Consider the following 19,474-nt stretch of genomic DNA (forward strand, 5'->3'; position numbering starts at 1 on the left):
AATGAGAACTTTCATCACATTACGCAGTCTGAATTAATGCCACTGCTTTTCTTTGATGTCCCCATATTGAGGAGCCCGATAGTCACCCATTTTGGTTAAAGACTATCGGGTTTTTTTATTTGTCACTGTGTTATCTACAGTACAGAGGGCATCTAAATCACCTTTTTTTGCTATCATCGGCATATTATTTACTCACTTAGCATCAACAATCGTTAAATATCATGGTGAATTAAAGCAAAAATCCTTTACTGAATCGCATTATAAAATTACTATTTTTAACAATGACTTGATAACGCTCGTTTATCATATTTGCGTCAATATCACGCTTGTGAGGCTTACTTTGCTAGAACAACTTAATCACAATGTGTTTACTTTTATCAATGCAACACCGGATTCATCACCTGCAATGATTTTACTGGCGATCTTTGTAGCAAAATATCTTGTGTTTATTTTCCCCATAACATTAGCTGTTTGCTGGCTTTGGGGAGAAGAAAAAGCCATCTCACATCAACGTATTGTTGTCAGTAAATCCTGTATTGCTTTTGCCTTTGCAATAGCCTGTTCGGATATCATCGGAACATTTGTTCCACACGCCCGGCCGTTTGTAGAAGGTTTTGGTTATAATTTTCTCTATCATGCCCCTACAGCCTCTTTTCCCAGTAATCACGGTACAGCAGTCTTTACCTTCGCGTTAGCATTTACCTTCTGGCATCGTATCCGGTCAGGTTTATGCCTGATGATCATCGCCTGCGTGATTGTATGGGCCAGAGTCTACGTAGGGGTTCATTGGCCAATAGATATGATCGGCGCATTTCTAGTCAGCTTGATGGGTTGTGCTTTTTCGCAAATATTCTGGCGCTTATATGGTGAGTATTGGCACAGTAAACTCATTCGCCTTTACCAATTCTGCTGTGCATTTTTCATCCGGAAAGGATGGATAAAAAATTAACCCAACGGCAATATGCCACTGGATATTTATGCTACAAATAAACTGCTGTTGAATATTTGAACTTTATTTTTGAAGCCTTAAATTCAGGTAAATCTACCTTAAGCCTCATTATCGCGGCTAGTTTAAGGCTTTATTTTACCCAAATTATTTATTAACATTTCATTTACAAGGTGCAAGCAAATTAATCGACAGAATAAAATGCTTCATTATATTTAACAATATATAGCGATAATATGATTACTGTTTCTTTATAAATCAAAATTTGACTGACAAATTTTTTGCACTACGATTGTTTAAATCAAAAAAATCATTAATACATAATCAATAAAAGCAAAGATGTAAACACAGAGAGCAAATATTCATCACAAACTGAATTATTAAATATTTTCTTTTTATTTCAACAAGATAATATTAATCTCGATTGGATTTTTATATTTAAAAATATCAAAGATTATATTTACGATACTATTTTAGACTAAAAAATATTTTCACATTTAATATCGTTAATATGTGAATTACAGTATGGTTATTGTGAGTAGAATATAAAAATTTAAAATTAAAATAATCAAGTTCATTTCCTTAACTTTTCTTTTTCATTTTATGTAATATTTAATTAACACTTTCGTAAAACCTTATAACATATTAATTTTTAGATATAAATCTTGCAATTGCGAGAGTGATCACGGTACATTTCACTGAAAATAACTATATTTTCCCTACCAAAAGACTAGGGTTTATTTTTTTGATTTCAACATCAAAAATAAAGTACAGCAGGATTTCAACTCTTCTGCTTTAGCTGACTATATTTTGGTCAGTTTATTAATGTAGTAACAAACGTTTAGATAGACGTCAGAACAATATCTAACAACTTATTATTCATATAAATAGAATCCAACTCGTGCATTTTATTAATGTGCGGGTTTAGCAATTTTTAAATTTTACTTTACTGCGTTATTTCGGAGATATTTATGGACACGTCTCAATCAGGTTCTATCGCAGCCTCTGCTGCTTCCGGCAAAAGCGATTATACTACCTGGCGTAAATCAGACACTGTATGGATGTTGGGGTTATATGGCACTGCCATTGGTGCTGGAGTTCTGTTTCTTCCCATAAACGCCGGTATTGGTGGTTTAATTCCACTCATCATCATGACACTACTTGCACTTCCGATGACATTTTTTGCTCACCGTGGAATGTGTCGTTTTGTCTTGTCCGGCAAAAAGAATGGCGAAGATATCACCGGCGTGGTAGAAGAGCATTTCGGTAAAGTCGCAGGTTTCCTGATCACTATCCTCTACTTCTTTGCAATTTATCCTATCTTACTAGTTTATAGTGTTGCACTGACCAACACCGTAAACAGCTTTATTACTCACCAGTTACATATGAACGCACCACCGCGCGCATTGCTGGCACTGGTACTGATCCTTGGTGTGATGAGCATTATTCGCTTCGGTGAGCAATTTATCGTCAAAGCAATGAGCGTACTGGTCTTCCCATTTGTCGCAGTTCTGATGCTGCTAGCGCTGTATTTAATCCCACACTGGAATACCACAATCTTCGATACCCTGTCACTGGAGAATGCGCTGTCTTCCACAAGCGGTCATGGTTTGCTGTTTACTCTGTGGCTGGCTATTCCTGTCATGGTGTTCTCTTTCAATCATTCTCCAATCATCTCTGCATTTGCCGTAGCAAAACGCGAAGAGTACGGTGAAGATGCGGAGAAAAAATGTTCGCGCATTCTGGGTTATGCTCACATCATGATGGTGATTACCGTCATGTTCTTTGTTTTCAGTTGCGTACTGAGTCTGTCACCGGAAAATCTGGCAGAAGCAAAAGCACAGAATATTACTATCCTGTCCTATCTGGCCAACCATTTTAGTGCACCAACGATTGAATACATTGCTCCGCTCATTGCCTTCATTGCAATTACCAAATCGTTCCTCGGTCACTATCTGGGTGCTCGCGAAGGTTTCAACGGTATCGTGAACAAGGCTCTTAGCACACAAGGCAAAACTATTCAGCATAATTCACTGAATCGTATCACTAGCCTCTTTATGTTAGTCAGCGCCTGGATCGTGGCTACTCTTAACCCGAGTATCCTAGACATCATCCAATCCCTGGGTGGGCCAATAATTGCCATGATTTTGTTCATCATGCCAATGTACGCTATTCACAAAGTGCCAGCCATGCGCAAATATGCTGGTAAACCAAGCAATGTCTTTGTGGTTGTGACAGGATTAATTGCCATTTCTGCGGCTGTTTACTCAGTCATGTAATCAAGGCTCAGGAGCAGTTTTCTATAACAACAGCCCCATAAAAAATGCCAGCCAACCTCACAATTGACTGGCATTTTCCTATTTATCCGAAGACTATACATCTTCAATATTTCCGGCTATTTCGTTTATTTCCCTATCCGAAAATTGAGTTAAACCAGCCGCTGACAGTCTTCACAATTAAATCCCAAATACGCCCAAAAAATCCACTCTCTTCTACGGCTTCTTTAACAACCAAAGGACGTTGATCAATAACCTTATCATTCAACGAAAAATTCACAGTGCCCACAACTTGATTCTTCGCCAATGGCGCTTCAAGTGAAGTTTGGGTCAGCGTAAAACTGGCTTTCAGGTTATTCGCTTGACCTCGCGGCACCGTCACGGCCGTATCTTTTTCTACACCTAAAGCCACCTCTGAACGCGTACCGAACCATACTCTTTCTGTCACCAGTGTGTCACTGGCTTTAAGCGGAGTACTGGCTTCATAAAAACGGAATCCCCATGACAGGATCTTTTCACTGTCAGAGAAACGCATTCGATCACTAGGCGCTCCCAGTACAACTGAAATCAAACGCATTGACCCTTCCGCTGCAGAAGCAACAAGGTTATATCCTGCCCCGCTGGTATGTCCGGTTTTTACACCATCCACATTCATATTCTGATTCCACAACAGGCGATTGCGGTTAGGTTGACGGATATTATTGAAAGTGAATTCTTTCTCTTTATTTAGAGCATATTCTTCTGGCACATCACGGATCATAGCCTGACTTAAGAGCGCCATATCACGAGCAGTGCTGTATTGTCCCGCAGCATCCAGACCGTGAACAGTCTTGAAATGGGTATTTTCCAGCCCCAGAGTTTTAGAGTATTTATTCATCAAATCAACGAAAGCATCCTGACTGCCCGCTACATAATCCGCAAGGGCAATACTGGCATCGTTGCCAGATTGGATCACAATGCCACGGTTCAAATCAATGACTTTGACCCGATCACCCGGTTTCAAAAACATCAGGGATGACCCTTTAAGCGCCGGATTGCCGGTTGCCCAAGCATCTTTACCTACGGTTACCTGATCTTCTGTAGAAATCTTTCCCGACTTAATCGACTGACCAACAACATAGCTGGTCATCACCTTTGTCAGACTCGCTGGATCTAGCCGTTCATCGGGATTATGGGATGCCAGAATTTTTCCACTGGCGTAATCCATCAATATATAGGATTTCGCATCAATTTCAGGTGCTGCGGGTTCATCCATTGCGTATGTGTTGACACCCATCAACCAAAAAATACCCAAGCCAACAGTAAAAGATTTGATTATCTGTACTTGCCGTCTTTTTTTCATCATAGCCCGCCCTTTTTGTCTACAACCAGAATATAAAAGCTCTATTAATATAGGATGTTATGAGATAAGACTCCAACCCAATAAGCGTAAAGATTTTCTTGTTACCCGAATGAATTTATTATCATATTATCGATGACTCAAAATAACCTGATATTAAGGAAAGAATGATGCTGACAATCTGGGGCCGTAAAAGCTCATCAAACGTAAAAAAAGTCACTTGGTGTCTGGAAGAGTTAAACGTGCCATATCAGCAAATTGATGTTGGTGGTAAGTTTGGCAAACTTAATACTCCAGAATACCTGCTCATGAATCCCAATGCCGTCATTCCCTGTTTGCAGGAAGACGATTTTATCTTATGGGAATCAAACACGATTGTGCGCTATATTTCGGCAAAATTCGGCGAAAATAGTCTTTATCCTGCCAATCTTCAAGAAAGAGCCAAAATTGATCAATGGATGGATTGGGTCGGCTGCAATTTCTTCCCGCCAATCAAACAACTTATGATTAACATTGTCAGAACACCAGAAGATCAGCGTGACCCGAAAGTGATTGCCCAGATATTAAAAGAGATAGAAAAACTGCTGAAAATTGTCGATGACATGCTGGGTAAGCAAAAATACCTTTCCGGTGATAAATTTGGCATGGCGGATATCGCCCTCGCGCCACTGGTCTATCCGTGGCTAAACATCGAGATAGAGCGTCCATCTCTGCCAAATTTGGAACGCTGGTATCAATTACTAACCGAAAGACCAGCGTTTCAAAAAATCGTTATGATTGAAATAAGCTGATCATCAGCTCATTGGCATTCTGCCGGGATCTGGGAATTGATACTCAAAACCTAGTTCCCGACAAATACGGCTACCGTCAACAACTTTACCCGCTGTTCCCTGAACCTCTGACTGTAGAAACTCTGGCGGAGTCAAATCGAGCTGACGGCTGGCCTGCAAATAAAATTTCTCTCTTTTCGGATGTTCTGGCGCACACAGATTATAAATATGCCCTCCTTTCTGCTGCTCAATAAGGCGTTTAATAGCAGAAATAACATCATCCTGATGGACTAGATTGACCACCTTTTCTCCACCCTCAATCGCTTTCCGCCCCGCAAGGAAACGCCCTGCATGGCGACCACTGCCGACCAAACCTGCCAAACGCACGATATCAACAGAAGTATTTGGCAGTCGATGCAGCCAGTTTTCCAATTCAACCAGCGCCTTGGCAGATCGCGTCTCAGGAAATAACGGAGCATCTTCATTCAGATGGCCGACAGACGAGCCATAAACTGAAGTTGAGCTGGTGAAAATAATATGAGGAACCGAATGCGAAAGCGCAGTATCGACAATTAACTGCACCGCTTTGACATATCCTTCTCCACCCCCCGCAATACCGCTAACAGGTAGTGTTAGCACCAGTACATCCACTGACATCAGCTGCTCAAGATCATCCGCTTCACAGATTATCTGAGGGGTCAGATTCAATAAATGGCAACCTATACCACACATACGTGCCGCTTCGACACCATCCGCTGTTGTTTTACTACCGACCACTTGCATACCATAGCCTTGCAAAATTTGCGCTAACGGCATTCCCAGCCAACCCAATCCGATGATGGAAACTTTTTTCACCATAACTCTCCCCAGGACCGATATGATTCTTCAGGCTATCTGCATATTGCCTTAACGACAACACCCGTTTTATTTATAAAACAAACAATTAGAAAAACACAAACAGCTTCTTTGAAAAAAAAGTTGCTTTTCATACACAAAATCATATAGGTTAAACGGTAAGCAACCAATCCTCGTTCGCAAACATATATTAAAAAACAGATAGAGAACTCACATATTATGAACCGTATTCAATTTAACCACCATCATCACCATCATCCTGACTAGTCTTTCAGGCTGTTGTGTGCTGGAAGACATTTAGCAAGTCTTCCGGTGGCATGAGTACGATAAAAAAACCCTCGGAAGATTTTCCGAGGGTTTTTTTTATTGCCAATTTATACGATTTATATATTGAATATTGAGATAGGGTAAAACATAACATGCTAGATAAAACACGCTTACGGATAGCCATGCAGAAATCCGGCCGCCTCAGTGATGATTCTCGTGCACTACTGGCTCGCTGTGGCATCAAAATCAACTTGCAGCAACAGCGCCTGATTGCATTCGCAGAAAATATGCCCATCGACATTCTGCGTGTCCGCGATGATGATATTCCGGGTCTTGTTATGGATGGTGTTGTCGATTTAGGCATTATCGGTGAAAACGTACTTGAAGAAGAACAATTAAACCGTCGGGCGCAAGGGGAGGATCCCCGTTATAACACATTGCGCCGTCTTGATTTTGGTGATTGCCGTCTTTCCCTTGCCGCTCCTTTCGACTATGACTATACCGGCGTGGAATGCCTGCAAAACTCCCGTATCGCCACGTCTTACCCACACTTACTGAAACGTTATTTAGATAAAAAAGGCGTTCCCTTCAAATCCTGCCTTCTCAACGGTTCAGTTGAAGTCGCTCCCCGAGCAGGATTGGCTGATGCTATCTGTGATTTGGTCTCAACGGGCGCCACACTGGAAGCCAACGGTCTGCGGGAAGTTGAAGTCATCTATCGCTCAAAAGCCTGCTTGATCCAACGCGATGGTGAGATGCCGGAAGCCAAACAACAACTCATCGACAAGCTGATGATCCGCATCCAAGGCGTTATTCAGGCGCGTGAATCCAAATATATCATGCTACATGCTCCAAGCGACAAACTGGAAGAAATTATCGCGTTACTTCCGGGTGCTGAACGTCCCACCATTTTACCACTGGCGGGGGCACAGAACCGTCTAGCCATGCATATGGTCAGCAGTGAAACCCTATTCTGGGAAACGATGGAAAAACTTAAGTCTCTGGGCGCAAGTTCCATTTTGGTTTTACCGATTGAAAAAATGATGGAGTAATCTTAATGAGTATCAATTTTAAGACCGTTATCCGCTGGCAGGAATGCCCACCAGAACAGCAAAAAGCGTTGCTGACACGCCCTGCTGTCGTCGCTTCAGAAAATATTTCCCGCACGGTAAAACAGATTCTGGAAACGGTCAAAGCCAACGGCGATGAAGCATTGCAGGAATTCAGCCAACGCTTCGACAAAACAACAATCGATACTATCCCGCTTTCTACAAGTGAAGTTAACGCAGCCGCCAGCCGCCTGACACCAGAAATCAAACAGGCTATGCAGCAGGCCATGAATAACATTCGCCTGTTCCATGAAGCCCAAAAACCCGCTGTGATTGAGGTTGAAACCCTGCCGGGTGTTCGCTGCCAGCAAGTCACACGCCCAATCGATTCTGTGGGGTTATATATTCCCGGAGGTTCTGCGCCTCTGCCTTCCACTGTATTAATGCTGGGAATACCCGCTGGCATCGCAGAGTGCCGTAACGTTATTCTGTGCTCCCCACCCCCGATTGCCGATGAAATTCTCTATGCCGCACAGCTCTGCGGGATTAACGAAATATTTCAGGTTGGCGGCGCACAAGCCATCGCAGCAATGGCTTTTGGCACAGAATCCGTTCCTAAAGTGGACAAGATTTTTGGCCCGGGTAATGCATGGGTAACAGAGGCTAAACGGCAAGTGAGTCAGCGCTTCGACGGTGCAGCCATAGATATGCCAGCAGGTCCATCAGAAGTACTGGTAATAGCGGACAGTGGAGCCAATCCCGCATTTACGGCAGCAGATCTGCTTTCACAAGCAGAGCATGGCCCTGATTCTCAAGTCGTGCTGGTCACACCTGACGAAATTTTTGCCGAGCAGGTGATCCGTGAAATCGAAACCCAACTTACGGCCCTGCCACGCCAGCAAATCGCGATTCAGGCTCTGCAATCCAGCCGGATTATCGTCACTGACAATCTGACCCAATGTGTAGCGATCAGCAATCAATACGGCCCTGAACACTTAATTATCCAAACCCGTCAGCCTGAGCAGCTTGTGGAAAAAATCACCAGCGCAGGTTCGGTTTTCCTCGGAGACTGGTCGCCAGAATCCGCAGGAGACTATGCTTCAGGCACCAATCACGTCTTGCCGACCTATGGTTATACTTCAACCTATTCCAGCCTCGGTCTGGCAGATTTCCTGAAACGAATGACGGTTCAGCAAATTACACCGCAAGGATTAAGAAGCCTCGCTCCAATCATCGAAACACTGGCGCAGGCAGAACAACTCACCGCGCACAAAAATGCCGTCACATTACGCATAGCTGCCCTGAATAACTCAGATGTTGAATAACTAAGATAAGGAGCAATGATGAGTACTGTTTTTAATGTCAATTCACTGGCAAGAGAAAATGTCCGCAAATTAGTCCCTTATATGTCTGCCCGCCGTTTAGGTGGCAAAGGTGACATCTGGTTAAATGCTAATGAATATCCCATCGCACCTGATTTTCAGTTCAGCGAAAAAACGCTCAACCGCTACCCCGAATGCCAGCCTGCCTCCGTAATCCAGCGCTATGCAGATTATGCTGGTCTGCAACCGAATCAAGTCCTTGTCAGCCGTGGCGCCGACGAATCCATTGAACTATTGATCCGCGTTTTCTGTGAGCCGGGAAAAGACGCCGTACTGTTCTGCCCTCCCACTTATGGCATGTACAGTGTCAGTGCAGAAACCTTTGGTGTAGAGCAGAAAAAGATCCCCACCCGTGCTGACTGGCAGCCGGACATTACCGCCATCGAAAATAATCTGGATCGCGTCAAACTGATTTATATCTGTAGCCCCAACAATCCCACGGGTAATCTGATTGCTCCTGCGGCGCTGCGCCAGATCCTTGAACTAGCTCGTAACCGTGCCATTGTTGCCATTGACGAAGCCTATATCGAATTCTGTCCGCAACATACTACCACCCGCTGGCTGCGAGACTATCCGCACTTGGTGATTTTGCGAACCCTCTCGAAAGCTTTCGCACTGGCAGGACTACGCTGTGGATTTACGCTGGCTTCTCCCGATATTATCGCGCTAATGTTGAAAGTGATTGCTCCTTATCCACTTGCTATACCTGTGGCAGACATCGCTGCGCAGGCACTGACAGGAGCAGGCATTCATATAATGAAAGATCGTGTAGAGGAAGTGGTCAAGAACCGGACTTATCTCCAGCAGACATTGAATGAACTGGCAATGGTCGAAAAAGTGTTTCCGAGCGAAGCCAACTATCTTTTAGTGAAATTTACCGATGCGGAAATCGTATTCAGGGCATTGTGGGAACAAGGGATCATTTTGCGTGATCAGCGAAAACAAGCGGGACTAAATAATTGCCTGCGTATCACCATTGGTAGCCGAAATGAGTGTAAACAGTTGGTCAATGCCATCGCTGCTCTTGGTAGCCAAACTCAACCACTAAAGGAAGCTGAAAATCCATGAGCCAGAAACTGCTTTTTATTGACCGTGATGGAACGTTAATCACAGAACCTCCGACCGATTACCAAGTCGATCGCCTTGATAAATTGGCCTTTGAAGCTGGTGTGATCCCTGCCCTGTTATCCCTGCAAAAAGCGGGTTACAAACTGGTCATGATCACCAATCAGGATGGATTGGGGACTGATAGCTTCCCCCAGACCGATTTTGAGCCACCACACGCACTGATGATGCAAATTTTCACTTCGCAAGGCATTCAGTTTGAAGAAGTTATGATCTGTCCTCACAAACCCGAAGACAATTGCAACTGCCGCAAACCCAAGCTCGGGTTGGTGGAAAAATATCTAACAGAAGGCATGGTAGATATGAAAAACAGTTACGTTATCGGGGATCGGGAAACCGACTTACAATTGGCTGAAAACATGGGAATTAAAGGAATTCTCTATCAAGCCCAATCACTTGGTTGGTCAACGATTTGTGAGCAACTGACCCACAAAGATCGTCATGCCAGCGTTGAACGTAAAACCAGAGAAACTGGTATCAATATCGATATCTGGCTGGATCGCGAAGGTAGAAGCGAAATCAATACTGGCGTGGGTTTCTTTGATCACATGCTGGATCAGATTGCCACCCACGGCGGTTTCCGCATGAATATACAGGTTAAGGGCGATCTCTGTATTGATGATCACCACACCGTTGAAGATACTGGATTGGCCTTAGGTGAAGCTCTGAAGCAAGCATTGGGCGATAAACGCGGCATTGCCCGTTTTGGCTTCACATTACCGATGGATGAATGCCTCGCCCGCTGTGCTCTGGATATTTCCGGTCGGCCCCATCTCGAATACAAAGCAGAGTTTAAACATCAGCGTGTTGGAGATTTAAGTACTGAGATGATCGAACACTTTTTCCGTTCACTTTCTTATACGATGGGATGCACCTTACACCTGAAAACCAAAGGTAAGAATGATCATCATCGGGCAGAAAGCCTGTTCAAAGTCTTTGGTCGGACATTGCGGCAGGCCATTCGCATAGAAGGTGATGTTCTGCCCAGTTCTAAGGGCGTACTATAAGGGAATATTATGATGGAAGTTGTTATTTTGGATACAGGCTGTGCCAATCTTGCCTCTGTTACTTATGCCATCCGCCGGTTGGGTTATGATCCCATCGTCAGTCTGGATGCGGATATTGTGCGATCAGCCGATAAACTGTTTCTGCCGGGAGTAGGGACAGCAATGGCCGCAATGGATCAACTCCAGCAACGGCAACTGATCCCACTGATTATTTCACTCACTCAACCCGTACTGGGTATTTGCCTCGGCATGCAGCTTCTGGCGGCAATCAGTGAAGAAAGCAATAGTGAAACAAACGATAATGTCTCCTTGCTGGCATTAATTGATGCCCCCGTCAAAAAAATGGCGACCGCCGGCCTGCCATTACCCCACATGGGTTGGAATCAAGTAAAAGCGCAGGCCGGACATCCCCTGTTTTGCCATATTGAAGACAATGCCCATTTTTATTTTGTTCATAGTTACGCTCTGCCTGTCGGTGAATACACCATTGCCCAAACGGAATATGGCAATTCCTTCAGCAGTGCCATTGCAAAAGACAATTTTTTTGGTGTGCAGTTTCACCCTGAACGCTCTGGCACAGCAGGTTCACAACTACTGAAAAACTTTTTGGAGATGTAATTGTATGATTATCGCCGCATTAGATTTAATTGATGGCAATGTGGTGCGTTTGCATCAAGGGGATTACAACCAGCAACGGACTTATGGCAATTCACCTTTGTCCTACCTGCAACAATATGAAAAAGAAGGCGCTAAGTTGCTGCACCTCGTAGATCTCACCGGCGCGAAAGATCCCACCAAGCGCCAGATGATCTTGCTGCGTGAATTGCTGGCTGGCGTTTCTGTTCCAGTGCAAGTGGGCGGTGGAATCCGTTCGGAAAACGATATCAAATCACTCCTTGAGGCCGGAGCTAGTCGGGTTGTGATTGGTTCAACCGCGATCACACAGCCGGAATTAGTCAAGCAATGGTTTCAGCGTTATGGTGCAGAATCAATTGTACTGGCACTCGATATCCGCATCAGTACAGATGGCGCTAAACAAATCGCCATCAGTGGCTGGCAGGAAAACAGTAATACCACTCTTGAGCAGATTGTTGAGCAATATCTCCCCGTTGGGCTGAAACATGTTTTATGTACCGATATTTCCCGTGACGGCACACTAAACGGCTCTAATATCGCACTCTATCAGGAGATCAGTCAGCACTATCCACAGATTCAATTTCAGGCATCGGGCGGGATCGGCAACCTCGCTGATATTTCTCTCTTACCGACGACTGGCGTTGCGGGCGTTATCGTCGGACGGGCATTACTTGAAGGAAAATTCACACTGACGGAGGCTATCCAATGTTGGCAAAACGCATAATTCCTTGCCTTGATGTTCGTGATGGGCAAGTGGTCAAGGGAGTACAATTCCGTAACCACGAAATCATCGGTGATATCGTTCCACTTGCACAGCGCTATGCCCAAGAGGGAGCTGATGAACTCGTTTTTTACGACATCACCGCTTCTTCAGATGGTCGTGTGGTAGATAAAAGCTGGGTGGCGAAAGTCGCCGAAGTGATCGATATTCCATTCTGCGTCGCAGGAGGTATCAAAACTACCGAAGAAGCTGGCCAGATTTTATCATTTGGTGCCGATAAAATTTCGATTAACTCCCCTGCTCTGGCTGATCCTTCATTAATCAGTCGGTTGGCCGATCGTTATGGCGTTCAATGTGTAGTAATCGGCATTGATACGTGGTTTGATGAAAATAGCAACAGCTATCGGGTCTATCAATTTACTGGTGATGAAAAACGCACAACTGCAACACAATGGCAAACACGGGATTGGGTCAGGGAAGTACAGCAACGTGGCGCGGGTGAAATCGTCCTGAACATGATGAATCAGGATGGTGTCCGCAATGGCTATGATCTTACCCAACTGAAATTGGTTCGGGATATCTGCTCCGTCCCTTTGGTCGCTTCCGGCGGTGCGGGTACGCCAGAACATTTTTTGGATGCATTTAAACTGGCTAATGTTGACGGTGCCTTGGCTGCCTCCGTATTTCACAAACAGATCATCAATATCGGTGAGCTCAAGCAATATCTTGCTACACAGGGTGTCGAGGTTAGAACATGTTAACAGCACAGCAAATCGAAAAACTGGATTGGAAAAAAGTGGATAATCTCATGCCCGTTATCGTCCAGCACGCTGTATCCGGTGTGGTGCTAATGATGGGTTACATGAATAAAGAGGCACTTAATGCCACACTGGATTCCGGTAAAGTCACCTTTTTTTCCCGCACCAAACAGCGGTTATGGACAAAGGGCGAAAGTTCCGGCCACTTCCTGAATCTGGTTGATATCTATCCCGATTGTGACAACGATACCCTGCTCGCCCTCGTCAATCCGATTGGCTCAACCTGCCATACAGGAACCGAGAGCTGTTTTGCACCAGCGCAAACTGAATGGGGCTTCCTCTACCAACTCGAACAACTACTGGCAAGCCGGAAAAATGCCCCACCGGCTAGCTCTTATACTGCCCGTCTGTATGCCAGCGGCACAAAGCGGATTGCCCAAAAGGTCGGTGAGGAAGGCATAGAAACCGCACTGGCAGCTACAGTTAATGATCGGGAAGAACTGACCAGCGAAGCTGCTGATTTGATTTACCATCTGCTGGTTTTATTACAAGATCAAGATTTGGATCTCAGTTGTATCATCCGCCAATTGCAGAAAAGGCATACAGCCAAAGAATAAGGTAAAGCACCCTGAATTGCTCGATTAACGAGAACTGTTCAGGGAGTCCAACATCAAGAGTGCTGAGGCTTTTTTTAATGCTTCATTCTCCATTTCAACCCGTTGCAACTTCTTTTTCAATTCACGTCGTTCAATTTACTCCGGCGTGATGGGCAGGGCTTGAGGGGATAAATCACGTAGACAGGCACTTCGCCACCGTGTTCCTGCCAGCTATGTTCAGCGACCGCACACAGCCGGGCTGATTGACTTGATTCGATGTGGCTTCAATCAATACGGTGGTTCCTGTCTCTTTGGCAAACCAGATGGCATTTTCCAATACTCAGAGGTGTGCCGAACAGACAGAGTAAACGCCACCTGCCTCGCCGGATTTATGGCGATGGATAAGTTGTAATAGCGATTGCGTTGTATCTCCAAGCTATTTAATACACCTTAAAAAAACTGAGCGTCTTCAAGTAGCGGGTCTAGCTCTGTGTTTGAGAAAGTGATTTCTTTCTTGAATATTGCCATATAAATGGCAATATTCATCGAGTTACATTGCCGCTTTAAAAATAGCCACAATCTCTTCGTGTGATGCCTGAATCGGGTTGGTAAAACCACAAGCATCTTTTAACGCATTGCTTGCCAACATTGGCAAGTCTTCAATTTTGACACTTAATTCGGACAACCCCGCCGGAATATTGACATCTTTTGCTAATTTGCTGATTTCTTGGATACAGGCTTCTGCACCCTGCCGATCGTTCAAGTTGGCAATATCAGCTCCCATTACAGCAGCAATCTCTTTCAGGCGAGATGCAGATACTTTTGCATTGAATTTTTGTACGTGTGGCAGCAATACTGCATTGCAAACACCATGCGGCAAATCATAAAAACCACCTAACTGATGTGCCATGGCATGAACGTAACCCAAAGAGGCATTATTGAATGCCATACCTGCCAAAAACTGTGCATAAGCCATATTCTCACGCGCTTCCATATCATTGCCATTTGCAACGGCACGGCGCAAATAGTCGCTAATCATCGTCACTGCTTTCAACGCACAGGCATCAGTGATAGGATTGGCTGCCGTAGAAACGTAGGCTTCAATGGCATGAGTCAGCGCATCCATGCCGGTTGCAGCAGTGAGTCCTTCCGGCATACCGGCCATCAATGCCGAATCATTGACTGACAAAATAGGCGTCACATTTTTATCCACAATAGCCATTTTGATATGACGATCAACATCTGTAATGATACAGAAACGCGTCATTTCAGAGGCGGTACCCGCTGTGGTGTTAATGGCAATCAATGGCAATTGAGGTTTAACAGAACGATCAACGCCTTCGTAGTCACGGATATCCCCACCGTTAGCCGCCACCAGCGCGATCCCTTTTGCACAGTCATGCGGTGAACCGCCTCCCAAAGAAATAATGCAATCACAATCATGCTGGCGCAGGATGGTTAGCCCTTCTTCAACATTAATAGTGGTCGGATTTGGATTCGTCCCATCATAAATCGCACTCTTTATCCCTGCTTCAGCCAGTAAATTCTGAACCTCTCCAACAACACCAATCTCGTTTAACACTCGGTCAGTGACAATCAAAGCCTGTCTGTAGCCATAATTTTTCATTAATTCAATGGCTTCAGTCATGCATCCCATACCGATTTTATTCACTGGCGGGATAAAGAAAGTTGATACTGCCATTCGGAACTCCTTAGGTTTCACTGAAGTATTTCAAATCTTGATGCAAAAAAGGTGGGTTACAATGTGACACTTATCTACCTCAGCAATTTTGATCGATATCAATAATCGCCTTTGTAAAATTTTAAAATAGGTATAGCGATGCCTGAACTAGCAACATTCATCAAAATTTAACAGCAAATAATATCGCAATTAATGAAATTAATAGTGTGCTATAATGTTAATTAGATCATATGGCGATTATTATATGAATAATATTTCTACATTGATAATAGTTGTATTTTTGATTATCAGCTTTGTGCTAATTGTTAGCCTCGATCCAGAGGTAGCACACTTCATTGAAAAATTTGCTGAAAGGCTGATACAAAAAAGTTGATATGGTGCAGGAAGAAAGTTTAGGGGTTTTGTCAAAAACACGTTTTGGATAATCGAATAATTTATCGCATATTTTATTAAGGGTGCTGAACTTCCAGCACCCTATTTACTAACAGCCGATTTTTAATCTAACCATTCAGTGTGGAACACGCCTTCTTTATCAGTCCGCTTATAGGTATGCGCACCGAAATAATCGCGCTGAGCCTGAATCAGGTTTGCAGGCAAAACCGCTGAACGATAGCTGTCGTAATATGAAATAGCCGCAGAGAATGTTGGCGTTGGAATACCATTCTGGACACCATAAGAAACCACATCGCGCAGGGCTTGCTGATACTCATCCGCAACTTGCTTGAAGTAAGGTGCTAACAGCAGGTTGGCGATAGCCGCGTTCTCATTGTATGCATTTGTGATTTTTTGCAGGAACTGCGCACGAATGATACAACCTGCACGGAAGATCTTAGCAATTTCGCCATAATTCAGATCCCAGTTGTAATCATCCGAAGACGCTTTCAACTGCTGGAAGCCTTGAGCGTAAGAAACGATTTTACCCAAATACAAGGCACGGCGAACTTTCTCAATAAATTCTGCCTTGTCACCATTGAATGGCTGGGCTTCTGGCCCTGACAGAACTTTAGAGGCAGCAACACGCTGATCTTTCAGAGAGGAAATGTAACGAGCAAATACGGATTCGGTAATTAGTGTTACTGGAACACCCAGATCCAGAGAACTTTGGCTAGTCCATTTACCCGTACCTTTATTGGCAGCTTCATCCAGAATGACATCAACCAGATATTGACCTTCTTCATCTTTCTTACGGAAGATATCAGCGGTAATTTCGATCAAATAGCTGCTCAGTTCACCTTGGTTCCAGTCACTGAACACATCCGCCAGTTCCTGGTTACTCAGATTCAAGGAGTGTTTCAGCAGAGAATACGCTTCTGCAATCAGTTGCATATCGCCATATTCAATACCATTGTGAACCATCTTCACATAATGGCCTGCTCCGTCTGCACCGATATAAGTAACACAAGGCTCACCATCAACTTTGGCAGCAATCTCTTTCAGAATAGGCGCAACCAGCTCATAAGCCTCTTTCTGACCGCCCGGCATGATTGACGGGCCTTTCAATGCACCTTCTTCCCCACCGGAAACACCTGTACCGATAAAGTTAAAACCCTGAGCAGACAACTCACGGTTGCGGCGAATAGTATCCTGAAAATAGGTATTGCCACCATCGATCAGAATGTCACCCTTATCCAAATGTGGCGTCAGCGATGCAATGGTTTTATCCGTAGCTTCACCTGCCTTGACCATCAACAGAATACGACGTGGCTTTTCCAGTGAACCGACAAACTCTTCAATGGAATAACTTGGAACTAATTTTTTCCCTGGATTTTCAGCAATAACTTCATCAGTTTTATCGCTGGAGCGGTTGAAAATGGATACAGAGTAACCACGGCTTTCTATATTCAACGCCAGATTACGCCCCATAACCGCCATACCGACAACACCGATCTGTTGTTTGGACATGAATAACTCCCGTCTGATCATGACTGCTGCCCACCAAGATGCCTAACTCAACACTATGTCAATCAAATAATGTCATATACAACAAAATTACAGTGGGCAATTTGTTAATGAGATCACATGTTAACTCAGGAATAGGCTTCAGGGGTAGTTATTGATGCAACCGATATCGTCATACTGTTTTTTTGCTGAAAAAATTTCCAACTGGAATAAATCACCTATTGATATTTCTGATACCAATCCGCATTATTCAAGTAATCGGCACAAGCCGTCACATTAAAAGGTAAAATAAACTGTATGGAATGGATCGCTGATCCTACGATATGGGCCGGTTTGGCCACACTTATCGTTTTAGAAATTGTTCTCGGAATTGACAACTTAATATTTATTGCCATTCTGGCAGACAAACTTCCTGAAAAACAGAGAGACAAAGCTCGCCTGACAGGTCTGACCTGTGCTCTGGTCATGAGATTGCTCCTGTTATTCAGCCTTTCTTGGCTTATTTCACTGACAACTCCATTACTAACTTTATGGAATCATCCTTTCAGCGCCCGCGATTTAATTATGCTGATAGGGGGAATATTCTTGCTGTTCAAGGCTACAATGGAGTTAAATGAGCGGTTGGAAGGTAAAATGCTACATAACAACCAACAGCGCAAAGGTGCAAATTTTTGGGCTGTTGTTGTGCAGATTATCGTTTTGGATGCCGTCTTCTCGCTGGATTCTGTCATTACTGCTGTGGGTATGGTCAATCACATTGGCACCATGATGGCTGCTGTCATCATTGCCATGATTCTGATGATATGGGCCAGCAAGCCGCTGACGAAATTTGTTAATGCTCATCCGACCATTGTTATCCTGTGTCTCAGCTTCCTGCTGATGATCGGTTTCAGTCTGGTGGCTGAAGGCTTTGGCTATGTTATTCCGAAAGGCTATCTCTATGCCGCCATCGGCTTCTCGATCATGATCGAAGCACTGAACCAGTTTTCCCAATTCAATCGCCGTCGGTTCCTGAGTGCTTCCCGCTCCTTGCGCGAAAGAACCGCAGAGGCTGTACTTCACATTTTAAATGGCAAACGTGAAAACGCCGATCTGGACAATCATGCTTCCAATCTGATCGCGGATCATGAAGATCATAAAGCCGTCTTTGAACCGCAGGAACGCCATATGATCGCCCGTGTTCTCAGCATGGCGCAACGTACAGTCAGCAGTATCATGACCTCCCGCCACGATGTGGTTTACCTCGATATCCATGCACCAACTGGAAAATTGACAACGTTACTGGAAAAGCAACCGCATACACGAATTGTAGTAACGGATGAGCAAGCCAGTGACGAACCACTCGGCGTAGTGCATGTTATTGATATCCTCAATCAACAACTGACTCATAAGTCATTTGATTTACGGAAACTGGTGCAACAGCCTCTGATCTTCCCTGAATCACTCTCCCTGCTTCAGGCGCTGGAGCAGTTCCGTCAGGCACAGACGCACTTCGCCTTTGTTGTTGATGAATTCGGTTCCGTTGAAGGTGTGGTCACAGTGACTGACGTGATGGAAACCATTACAGGCAATCTGCCGGCAGGCGGTGGAGAGATCGACGCCCGCCATGATATTCAGGTAACGGAAGAGGGATACTGGATCGCCAATGGATTTATGCCACTGGATGACCTGGTGCTCTATGTTCCATTGCTATTGGATGGAAAGCGCGAGTACCAGACACTGGCTGGCTTGTTGATGGAAGACCTACAGCGTGTTCCACAACAAGGTGAGCAGTTACAGATCGGCGAATATCTGTTTGAACCGCTCGAAGTAATCAGCCACCGCATCAATAAAGTGAAAATCACATCCCTGAAAACGGAAGAAAAAATAGAAGCATAATTCACTGCATTAAACCCATCACTAACTGACAAAAACCGACATAATGTCGGTTTTTTCAGCTCTGATAAATTTTATTGTATCGTTTTAACCTTTATTTTTAGATAATTTATCTGGACAGCTTCGCAGGTACAATTGAATGTCTCATTTGACATTGCCTGCAAGATGTCTCTACGAACACACATTCACCCAGTTAATGCGTTTATGACGCAGGCTGATTATAAACCAGCGCCATAACTCAAACAGATATCACGGGGGGATGTGTGTCGTG

General features: G+C 44.3%; 17 protein-coding genes, 2 pseudogenes and 1 other annotated feature. Of the genes and pseudogenes, 13 read left to right on the forward strand and 6 right to left on the reverse strand.

The features are described from left to right. The first annotated feature begins 340 nt into the window (after window positions 1-340). Together ybjG and XBJ1_RS03920 are read left to right on the forward strand one after the other, a co-directional pair. The gene (gene ybjG / locus XBJ1_RS03915; protein ID WP_038198374.1) at window positions 341-949 is read left to right on the forward strand and encodes an undecaprenyl-diphosphate phosphatase; all 609 of its coding nucleotides are present in this window, start codon (window positions 341-343) and stop codon (window positions 947-949) included. A 968-nt stretch (window positions 950-1,917) separates the two neighbouring features. Next, window positions 1,918-3,225 carry an HAAAP family serine/threonine permease gene (locus XBJ1_RS03920; protein WP_012987474.1) on the forward strand — a complete coding sequence of 436 codons (1,308 nt, stop codon included), beginning with the start codon at window positions 1,918-1,920 and terminating at the stop codon, window positions 3,223-3,225. Between the two features lie 133 nt (window positions 3,226-3,358). Here the strand turns inward: XBJ1_RS03920 and XBJ1_RS03925 are convergent, their stop codons facing one another. Then, window positions 3,359-4,498, reverse strand: coding sequence for a serine hydrolase (locus XBJ1_RS03925; protein ID WP_419184843.1), 1,140 nt, complete (start codon window positions 4,496-4,498; stop codon window positions 3,359-3,361). A gap of 233 nt (window positions 4,499-4,731) precedes the next feature. Here XBJ1_RS03925 and XBJ1_RS03930 point away from each other — a divergent pair, with 233 nt between their 5' ends. Beyond that, a complete protein-coding gene (locus tag XBJ1_RS03930) occupies window positions 4,732-5,352 on the forward strand; it encodes a glutathione S-transferase family protein (protein ID WP_012987476.1) in 621 nt (206 codons plus the stop codon). Between the two features lie 3 nt (window positions 5,353-5,355). Here XBJ1_RS03930 and XBJ1_RS03935 read toward each other — a convergent pair whose 3' ends face one another. Continuing rightward, window positions 5,356-6,189 (reverse strand): SDR family oxidoreductase, encoded by an 834-nt coding sequence (locus tag XBJ1_RS03935; protein WP_012987477.1) that lies wholly within the window; start codon window positions 6,187-6,189, stop codon window positions 5,356-5,358. A gap of 216 nt (window positions 6,190-6,405) precedes the next feature. Between XBJ1_RS03935 and hisL the strand changes: the two genes are divergently transcribed. The 9 genes from hisL (at window position 6,406) to hisIE (ending at window position 13,748) form a co-directional block, all read left to right on the forward strand. Further along, complete coding sequence (gene hisL, locus XBJ1_RS21255) at window positions 6,406-6,453, forward strand: his operon leader peptide (RefSeq protein WP_113967449.1); 48 nt, start codon at window positions 6,406-6,408, stop codon at window positions 6,451-6,453. Then, window positions 6,429-6,552 (forward strand) — a sequence feature (His leader region). It overlaps the preceding gene by 25 nt. Window positions 6,553-6,605: 53 nt before the next feature. Further along, window positions 6,606-7,505 carry an ATP phosphoribosyltransferase gene (gene hisG, locus XBJ1_RS03940; protein ID WP_012987479.1) on the forward strand — a complete coding sequence of 300 codons (900 nt, stop codon included), beginning with the start codon at window positions 6,606-6,608 and terminating at the stop codon, window positions 7,503-7,505. A 5-nt stretch (window positions 7,506-7,510) separates the two neighbouring features. Continuing rightward, entirely contained in the window at window positions 7,511-8,827 is a 1,317-nt protein-coding gene (gene hisD / locus XBJ1_RS03945; protein WP_012987480.1) for a histidinol dehydrogenase, read from the forward strand. An 18-nt stretch (window positions 8,828-8,845) separates the two neighbouring features. Next, the gene (gene hisC / locus XBJ1_RS03950) at window positions 8,846-9,952 is read left to right on the forward strand and encodes a histidinol-phosphate transaminase (protein ID WP_012987481.1); all 1,107 of its coding nucleotides are present in this window, start codon (window positions 8,846-8,848) and stop codon (window positions 9,950-9,952) included. Further along, window positions 9,949-11,016 carry a bifunctional histidinol-phosphatase/imidazoleglycerol-phosphate dehydratase HisB gene (gene hisB / locus XBJ1_RS03955; RefSeq protein WP_012987482.1) on the forward strand — a complete coding sequence of 356 codons (1,068 nt, stop codon included), beginning with the start codon at window positions 9,949-9,951 and terminating at the stop codon, window positions 11,014-11,016. The genes hisC and hisB overlap by 4 nt, the downstream gene beginning before the upstream one ends. Before the next feature lie 12 nt (window positions 11,017-11,028). Next, on the forward strand, window positions 11,029-11,634 hold the full coding sequence (gene hisH / locus XBJ1_RS03960; RefSeq protein ID WP_012987483.1) for an imidazole glycerol phosphate synthase subunit HisH: 606 nt from the start codon (window positions 11,029-11,031) through the stop codon (window positions 11,632-11,634). Window positions 11,635-11,638: 4 nt separating this feature from the next. Then, the gene (hisA, locus tag XBJ1_RS03965) at window positions 11,639-12,376 is read left to right on the forward strand and encodes a 1-(5-phosphoribosyl)-5-[(5-phosphoribosylamino)methylideneamino]imidazole-4-carboxamide isomerase (RefSeq protein ID WP_012987484.1); all 738 of its coding nucleotides are present in this window, start codon (window positions 11,639-11,641) and stop codon (window positions 12,374-12,376) included. Beyond that, window positions 12,358-13,134, forward strand: coding sequence for an imidazole glycerol phosphate synthase subunit HisF (hisF, locus tag XBJ1_RS03970; RefSeq protein ID WP_012987485.1), 777 nt, complete (start codon window positions 12,358-12,360; stop codon window positions 13,132-13,134). The genes hisA and hisF overlap by 19 nt, the downstream gene beginning before the upstream one ends. Beyond that, window positions 13,128-13,748, forward strand: a complete 621-nt coding sequence (gene hisIE / locus XBJ1_RS03975) for a bifunctional phosphoribosyl-AMP cyclohydrolase/phosphoribosyl-ATP diphosphatase HisIE (protein WP_012987486.1) — start codon at window positions 13,128-13,130, stop codon at window positions 13,746-13,748. The genes hisF and hisIE overlap by 7 nt, the downstream gene beginning before the upstream one ends. Here hisIE and XBJ1_RS20555 read toward each other — a convergent pair. The 4 genes and pseudogenes from XBJ1_RS20555 to gndA all read right to left on the reverse strand — a co-directional run. Further along, window positions 13,735-13,916 (reverse strand): annotated as a pseudogene (locus XBJ1_RS20555) (IS3 family transposase); the annotation flags it as partial. The gene hisIE and the pseudogene XBJ1_RS20555 overlap by 14 nt on opposite strands. 64 nt (window positions 13,917-13,980) lie before the next feature. After that, window positions 13,981-14,130: pseudogene (locus XBJ1_RS22305) on the reverse strand (class II D-tagatose-bisphosphate aldolase non-catalytic subunit); the annotation flags it as partial. A gap of 147 nt (window positions 14,131-14,277) precedes the next feature. Then, window positions 14,278-15,429, reverse strand: coding sequence for an L-threonine dehydrogenase (gene yiaY, locus XBJ1_RS03980; RefSeq protein ID WP_012987488.1), 1,152 nt, complete (start codon window positions 15,427-15,429; stop codon window positions 14,278-14,280). Between the two features lie 495 nt (window positions 15,430-15,924). Further along, window positions 15,925-17,331, reverse strand: a complete 1,407-nt coding sequence (gndA, locus tag XBJ1_RS03985) for an NADP-dependent phosphogluconate dehydrogenase (RefSeq protein ID WP_012987490.1) — start codon at window positions 17,329-17,331, stop codon at window positions 15,925-15,927. Between the two features lie 294 nt (window positions 17,332-17,625). On the opposite strand from gndA, the gene XBJ1_RS03990 reads away from it, so the two are divergent. Continuing rightward, on the forward strand, window positions 17,626-19,206 hold the full coding sequence (locus tag XBJ1_RS03990; protein ID WP_012987491.1) for a TerC family protein: 1,581 nt from the start codon (window positions 17,626-17,628) through the stop codon (window positions 19,204-19,206). Window positions 19,207-19,474 lie beyond the last annotated feature (268 nt).

It is taken from the genome of Xenorhabdus bovienii SS-2004, assembly GCF_000027225.1.
GTDB classification, from domain to species: domain Bacteria; phylum Pseudomonadota; class Gammaproteobacteria; order Enterobacterales; family Enterobacteriaceae; genus Xenorhabdus; species Xenorhabdus bovienii_C.